Annotated in this window: 8 protein-coding genes; 3 read left to right on the top strand and 5 right to left on the bottom strand. The window is 73.1% G+C overall.

Features of this window, described 5'->3' with window-relative positions:
- Positions 1 to 547: hypothetical protein (locus ACRDP3_RS19825; protein WP_431518312.1), on the bottom strand; the 547-nt coding region annotated here is incomplete at its 3' end.
- A gap of 41 nt (positions 548 to 588) precedes the next feature.
- The gene (locus tag ACRDP3_RS19820) at positions 589 to 1167 is read right to left on the bottom strand and encodes a sigma-70 family RNA polymerase sigma factor (RefSeq protein ID WP_431518311.1); all 579 of its coding nucleotides are present in this window, start codon (positions 1165 to 1167) and stop codon (positions 589 to 591) included.
- A gap of 251 nt (positions 1168 to 1418) precedes the next feature.
- On the opposite strand from ACRDP3_RS19820, the gene ACRDP3_RS19815 reads away from it, so the two are divergent.
- Positions 1419 to 2231, top strand: a complete 813-nt coding sequence (locus ACRDP3_RS19815) for an SAM-dependent methyltransferase (protein WP_431518310.1) — start codon at positions 1419 to 1421, stop codon at positions 2229 to 2231.
- A 112-nt stretch (positions 2232 to 2343) separates the two neighbouring features.
- Entirely contained in the window at positions 2344 to 3141 is a 798-nt protein-coding gene (locus tag ACRDP3_RS19810) for a VOC family protein (protein WP_431518309.1), read from the top strand.
- A gap of 29 nt (positions 3142 to 3170) precedes the next feature.
- Here ACRDP3_RS19810 and ACRDP3_RS19805 read toward each other — a convergent pair whose 3' ends face one another.
- The 3 genes from ACRDP3_RS19805 to ACRDP3_RS19795 are packed head-to-tail and all read right to left on the bottom strand — an operon-like array spanning position 3171 to position 5605.
- Complete coding sequence (locus ACRDP3_RS19805) at positions 3171 to 3941, bottom strand: polysaccharide deacetylase family protein (protein ID WP_431518308.1); 771 nt, start codon at positions 3939 to 3941, stop codon at positions 3171 to 3173.
- Positions 3938 to 4801: a DMT family transporter gene (locus ACRDP3_RS19800; protein ID WP_431518313.1), complete on the bottom strand. Its 864-nt coding sequence runs from the start codon at positions 4799 to 4801 to the stop codon at positions 3938 to 3940. Before ACRDP3_RS19800 ends, ACRDP3_RS19805 begins: the two co-directional genes overlap by 4 nt.
- A gap of 18 nt (positions 4802 to 4819) precedes the next feature.
- A complete protein-coding gene (locus tag ACRDP3_RS19795) occupies positions 4820 to 5605 on the bottom strand; it encodes an SDR family NAD(P)-dependent oxidoreductase (protein ID WP_431518307.1) in 786 nt (261 codons plus the stop codon).
- Between the two features lie 199 nt (positions 5606 to 5804).
- On the opposite strand from ACRDP3_RS19795, the gene ACRDP3_RS19790 reads away from it, so the two are divergent.
- A partial coding sequence (locus tag ACRDP3_RS19790) for an MGDG synthase family glycosyltransferase (protein WP_431518306.1) occupies positions 5805 to 6510 on the top strand: 706 nt, incomplete at its 3' end.

Raw genomic sequence — 6510 nt, 5'->3', positions numbered from 1 at the left:
ACGGCCGGTTCGTGCCGTGCCGGCGCGCACTGGGCCGAGGCCCCCCGTCCGAGGGAGGCCTGTGCTGTGCGAGCCGTTCCGACTGTGCGCGCCAGTAGCCCGCGTCGCGGAACTCACCGTGCCGCCGGTGGTGCAGGCAGAGGCAGAAGGCGGCCGTACGGGAACCGCCGCCGGCGGCGAACTGCCACCAGAACTGGGCGGCTTCCCGGTAGCCCACCAGATGCAGCAGGCAACCGAACACCAGCGCCCCCTCGGGGGCGATGTGTTCCTGGTCGTCCACGAGCCGGGACAGGCTGACCGCGGCCTCCGGTGCGTTGACCACCAGGGCGACCGCCAGATCCAGGTCGTGCGCGGCCTGTTCGCCGTCGGTGGGGTACTGCCGGGCTCGTGCCGCGGGCGCGGACGGTGAGCCGGGCGGCGTGTCGATGAAGGCTGCGAGTTCCGCTTCCCGTGCGGCCGCCGCATCGCGGTCCTCGTAGTCCTCGGCGAACACCTCGGCCTGGTTGAGCAGGGCGTCGATGGTGTCGTGTTCGTGCCTGCCGTGCATGATCAGATCCTGTCCCCGGCTCCTGCTCCTGCTCCGACGCTCTACGCCAGCTCCCGGGCGAGCTTCCGTTTGGCGTGCCGGATGTGGGAGCGCACGGTGGCCGCCGCGAAACCGAGATAGCTCGCGACCTCATCCTCGGTGCAGCCCAGAACATAGCGCAGTACCACCACGTCGTACTGCCGCTCGGGAAGCCGGGCGATGGCCGAGTACAGCCCGATCTCGCCCGCCAGTACGGCGAATTCATCGCGCAGCTCGAAGAGCAGAACCTTGCGGACGGCCGCGTGGAAGGCGGCCGTTCCGGCCAGTTGGGGCCGGTCTCCGCGCTCGCTCAGCCACCGCGCGACGTGCTCCTTGAGCACCGTCCACGCGTACCCCGTCAGCGACTCCTGGCGCAGCGCGTGCTGCCAGTGCTCCAGCAGATGGCGGCACGCGTCGTCCACGACGAGCCGCGCCGCGGCGCGGCTGCCGAGCTGAGTGTGCGCGTAGCGCAGCCACAGCCGGTGGTGGGACGCGTCGAACGCGGTGAAGGAGAGCAGCAGCCGGCGGCGGGCTTCCTCCGTCCGCCCCGCGGCCTCGGCATCCTCGGCCGGACTCGGCGCGTGGTGGTCCTCGGCACCCATGGAGACACCTCCTCACCAGAGAACGCACCGGGCCGGAACGGCCGGTGTGCAGGGAAGCCACGGAAAATGCTACACAGAGTAAAAGTCTGGCTACCTGCCGACCGACCGATTTCCGCCACCACCCGACGTGGCCGGTCTTGTCCGTACCGCCGGAGGCGGCCTGGGCAAACGGAGCCAAGTAGCGCACCATGGCGGCTTGTTCTCCGGCACCCCCGGCATCTGTACGGCGTGAGAGGAAGGCGGAACCCGCGGTGGTCGCTGACGAAGGCGCAGTGGATCTGGAACTGGACCGGGCCCATTCGGCCCGGATGTACGACTACTTCCTCGGCGGCACCACGAACTTTCCCGCCGACCGCGAAGGCGCCGGCCGTGCCATGGCGGCCTTCCCCGCCGCCATGGTCGCCGCCCGCGCCAACCGTCAGTTCATGCACCGCTCCGTCCGTCACCTCACGAGGCTGGGAATGCGCCAGTTCCTCGACGTCGGCACCGGGATACCCACCTCGCCCAACCTGCACGAGATCGCGCAGGAGACCGCCCCCGGGGCCCGGGTCGTCTACACCGACAACGACCCGATCGTCCTCGCCCACGCCCGGGCCCTGCTGCACAGCAGCCCCGAGGGCCGTACCGCCTACGCGCAGGGCGACGCGCGCGACCCCCAGGCGGTACTGAAGACCCCTGAACTCCACGACACCCTCGACCTGGGGGAGCCGGTGGCACTCAGCCTCATCGCGCTGCTGCACTTCATCCCCGGGGACCGCACCGCGCACGACATCGTCGAGCACTTCAAGGAAGCCCTGCCCTCCGGCAGCACGCTGACCATCAGCCACGTCACCCCGGACTTCGACCCCGAGACCATCGCCCGCGTGATCCAGTCCTACGTGGCGTCCGGGACGCCGACACAGGCGCGTACCCGTGCGGAGTTCACCCGCTTCTTCGACGGCTGGGAGCTGCTTGACCCGGGGGTCACCGTCACTCACCGCTGGCGTCCCGACGCCGCCCACGACATCTACCAGGTCACCGATGCCGAAGCGGCCTGCTACGCGGCGGTGGCCCGCAAGCCCTGATCATTCCGGCCTCTCTGTCAGCAAACGCCGTCTGTTAGCAAACGCCGTGAACGGGTACTCCCGGCAGGGCGAAGGGCAGCGAAATGACGCAGGAAGACCAGGAAGAGTGGACATGGGAGCGAGGACCGGGAGCGCGTCGTCCACGGTGTCGCCCGTCTGCGGTGCGCCGTGCTGGGTGAGCCTGGCGACGTGCGACCGGGAGGCCGCGGAGCGCTTCTACGGTGAGGTGCTGGGCTGGTCGTTCCGGCCCGGGAGCCTCGGCGAGGAGTTCAGCGTCGCCACTTCCGGCGATGTGCCGGTCGCCGGGCTGGGGGCCATCGCCCGCTCGATGGGCGTCGCCGTCCAGTGGACCCCGTTCTTCTCCGTGCCGGACGCGGACACGGCTGCGGCACGGGTGCGGGAACGCAGCGCCACCGTGGCGGTCGGCCCCATCCGGATGGGCGAGGGCCGTACGGCACTGGCCGCCGATCTCGCGGGGGCGACCTTCGGTTTCTGGGAGGGCGAGGTGCTCTCCAGCTGGCACGCCGGGCGCGGCAGCCCTCCCGCCCGGCTGGAGCTGCGCACCCGGGATGCCTTCGCGGCAGCCATCTTCTACGCCGAGGTCTTCGAGTGGGCCACCGGCGAGGGCCGCTGCGAGGTCGACTACCAGCACGAAGCGGTCGTCGTACGGGTCGACGGGCGCGCCGTGGCCACCCTGCGCGGTGGCGCCGTGGAGTCGGCGCCCGACCCGCACATCCGGCCCCGCTGGCACGTCTCCTTCTACGTGGACGACGTCGACGGCGCCGCGAAGGCCGCCGTCGAGGCCGGGGGCGCGGTCGCCATGGCGCCGAGCGACAGCCCGTTCGGGCGTACGGCCAGTCTCTTCGACCCGGAAGGCGGTCTGTTCACCGTCACCTCCGGCGGAAGGTGATCTCGCGCACGGGCAGCCGGCCGGCCCCATCAGGGGCCCAACCCGCCGCATCCTCCGTGCCGTTGCCGCGTCCCGTGCCGTTGCCGCACGCCGTGCTCGGCGAGCGGTCCCACCGTCAGCCCCTCCGCCCGGCACCACGCGACCAGGCGCGGCAGGGCTGCCAGCGCCGCGTGCCACGCCCCTGGGGCGGCGGCGCGGTCGGTGTCGTGCAGCAGTACGGTCGCGCCGCCCCGCAGCCGCTTCGTCAGCTCCGCCAGCACACTGTCCGCGTCGGCCCGCGCCGTCCAGTCCCGGCCCCACGCGGTCCACAGCACGGGCTGGAGCCCCAGCCGCCGCGCGGCCGCCCAGCGCGTCGCGGTGAGGACCCCGTACGGTGGCCGGTACCACAGCGGCCGCCGGCCCTCCGAGACGCGGCGCACGGCGTCCACCGCGAGTCTCAGGTCCCGCACGTCGGAGCGTGGCCTGGGGCGCCAGAACCGCTCGTGCCGCCAGCCGTGTACGGCCAGTTCGTGCCCTTCGGCCAGGATGCGCCGTCCCACCTCGGGATGCCGCTCCAGCGGGCTTCCCAGCACGAAGAAGGTGGCCCGGACGGCGAGCCGGTCCAGCTCCCGCAGGAAGTGCGGCGTGCTCAGCGGATCGGGGCCGTCGTCGAAGGTGAGGGCCACGTGTCCGGGGTCCCCCTGCCCGTCCAGCGCCGGGCTCAGCACCGCCCGTACCCCCGGCAGCCAGGTGGCCGCCGGGCCCAGATGCCAGCCCGCGGCGGCGATCGCGGCCGACCCGGCCCAGGCCGCACCCCTCACCAGAGCTCCTCCTCCTGGCCTGACACCTCGGGCGTCCTGGCCAGTTGCACGCTGCCCGCACCGACCAGGGCCAGCGCCGCCACCTCGGGCAGGACACGCAGCCCGAGCGTGAGGTGCTCCTCGAAGAGCACGGCGCCCAGGACGAGGCTCAGCAGCGAGTCGCCGAGCGTGAGCGCGGGCTGTGAAGCCACCAGGGTGCCGGCCCGCAGCGTAACCTGCAGCAGCAGGAAGCTGGCCAGCCCGACCACCGCGACCCCATAGGTCTGCCACGCCGTGAACAGTGCCCCCAGACCGTCGGACAGCCGTGCGATCGCGTCCTTCATCAGCGCTGCCGTGAGCGAGAATCCGAAGGCCGTCGCTGCGCCCAGTACCGTCGCCCGCGGTGCGGACGGCAGCCGCGTGGACACCGCCACCAGCACGAGCACACCGGCCAGCACCGCCGCCCCCACCACCAGCCATCTGCCCACCGCGACCCTCGTGGTGCCCGCCGAGGGCTGGACGAGGATCAGGAACGCGGCCAGCCCCACCACCATGGCCAGGAACGCCCACCACGCGCGGGTGTCCGGGCGGCGGTGGAAGAAGACGCTGCCCACCACGAGCGTGAACAGCAGTTCCGTCGCCAGCACCGGCTGCACCACCGCCAGTGGTCCCGCGGCCAGCGCACCCGCCTGACAGATGCCCGACAGCACGAGCATCGCCGAACCCCACATCCACACCGGCCGGTGCAGCAGGTGGGTGAGCCAGGCGAAGCGTCCCTCGGCCGGGCCGGGCCGTTCGGTGGCCGCCGCCCGCCGCTGCAGGACCGACGCGGCGGCGTTGGCCAGCGCGCCCAGCAGCGCCAGGACGACCGTGACCACCATCCCCAGCACGCGGATCCCTCAGCCGAAGCGCTGCGCAAGACTGCGGAAGACCCCGGGGGCGGCGCCGTGCAGCCGCGCCGGTACGCCCAGCCAGCCCGGCACGTATGCGTCGGGGCGTCCCGAAACGAGGGCCTCGCGCACCGCGTCGGCCACCCGTCCGGGCGGCACCGGACGTGGCCTGCTGCGGCGGTAGGGCACGCCACGGCGCCCGAAGAAGGGGGTGTCCACGGGGCCCGGCATCACCATCGACACCCGTACTCCGCTGGAGCTCAGCTCGTAGCGCAGGCTGTCCGCGAACGCCATCAGCCCGCCCTTCGTCGCCGAGTACACAGCCTCCTCGCGTACTCCCACCGAGCCTGCGACGGAACCGATCAGCACCACCCGGCCCGTCCGCCGGGCCACCATCCCGGGCAGCAGCAGCCGCACCAGGTGCAGCACCGCGGACAAGTTGACCGCCAGCAGCCGGTCGATCGCCTCGAGGGGCATCCCGGAGAACGGGCCCGCCCAGCCGATGCCCGCACCGGCGACCAGCGCGTCCACCCGGCCGCCGTGCGCCAGCGCCTCACGGGCGAGCCGGGCGCGGGCCTGTGGGTCGGTGACATCGGCCGGCAGCGGCGTGCCCCGGGTACGGACCGCCACGTCGGCGAGCCGGTCCTCGTCGCGTCCGTTGAGCAGCAGGCGCCAGTTGCCCTCGGCGGCGAGCTGCTCGGCGACCGCCGTCCCGATGCCCGAGGAGGCACCGGTGATGAGCGCCACCGGGCGCTGCGAGCCGCGCACGAGCCCTCGCCCAGAACTGTCGAACATGACGCCCTCCGGGTGATCAGAAGCTGGACTCCCAGGATGCTGGCGAGCGGGCGCGGGCGCCTGTGTGGCATCTGTTCGTGCGGTCGCTCTCTTCACTCGAACGGCCCTGGATCAGTGCGCGCGCGGCGCGCCGGCCAGCCACTCTGAACGGGCGTGGAGCCCTCCGCGTCACGCACCGCCATCCAACCCCTGGAGCCTTATGCGGCAACGGTTCCTGCTGCTCAGCGCGAGCATGGGCGCGGGCCACGACGCGGTCGCGGGCGAGCTCGCAGGCCGGCTGCGAGCCCGTGGTCACAAGGTCCTGATCCAGGACGTGCTCGCACTGCTCCCCCCGGGGGTCGGACCGATGCTCCGCGGCGGCTACCGGGGAGCGATCCGGCACGCACCGCAGCTGTACGGGGCGGTCTACGCCGCCTTCCTCTCGCCGGGGACGGGAACGGTGCCGCGGCCGGGCAGCGCGCCCATGGCCGCACTCGCCCAAGGGCCGCTGCTGAGACTCGTGGACCGCTGGCACCCGGACGCCGTGGTCTCCACGTTCCACCTGTCGGCTCAGCTGACCGGACGCCTGCGGGAGCGCGGAGCCCTTCGGGTGCCCGGCGTGGTGGCCGTCATCGACTTCGCCGTGCACCGGGGCTGGCTGCATCCCGGCAACGACCTGCACCTGTGTGTCACCGAGACCGCGGCGAGCGCCGTGCGCGCGGCCACCGGCAAGCCCGCGGAAGTGACGGGACCAGTGGTGCCGGGGCGCTTCCACGCGGCCGGTGAGTCGCCCGGCTCGGGGGAGACGGACCGGGCGTGGCGGGACGAGTTCGACCGCCGTGCCCCGGGCCGGCCGGCCGTGCTGCTGTCCGCCGGCGCCTGGGGCGTGGCATCGGAACTGGCCGGCACGGCGCGGCGGCTCGTCG

The organism is Streptomyces sp. (genome assembly GCF_050698815.1).
In the GTDB taxonomy this organism is placed as follows: domain Bacteria; phylum Actinomycetota; class Actinomycetes; order Streptomycetales; family Streptomycetaceae; genus Streptomyces.
The sequence above is the reverse complement of the archived record's forward strand: the minus strand, read 5'-3'. Positions and strand labels throughout refer to the sequence as shown.

What these genes read in the sequence shown, in the direction of transcription:
- ACRDP3_RS19820 (WP_431518311.1), bottom strand. Translation starts at nt 1,167, where the DNA reads ATGGGTGCCGAGGACCACCACGCGCCGAGTCCGGCCGAGGATGCCGAG.
- ACRDP3_RS19810 (WP_431518309.1), top strand. Translation starts at nt 2,344, where the DNA reads ATGGGAGCGAGGACCGGGAGCGCGTCGTCCACGGTGTCGCCCGTCTGC.
- ACRDP3_RS19800 (WP_431518313.1), bottom strand. Translation starts at nt 4,801, where the DNA reads ATGGTGGTCACGGTCGTCCTGGCGCTGCTGGGCGCGCTGGCCAACGCC.
- ACRDP3_RS19795 (WP_431518307.1), bottom strand. Translation starts at nt 5,605, where the DNA reads ATGTTCGACAGTTCTGGGCGAGGGCTCGTGCGCGGCTCGCAGCGCCCG.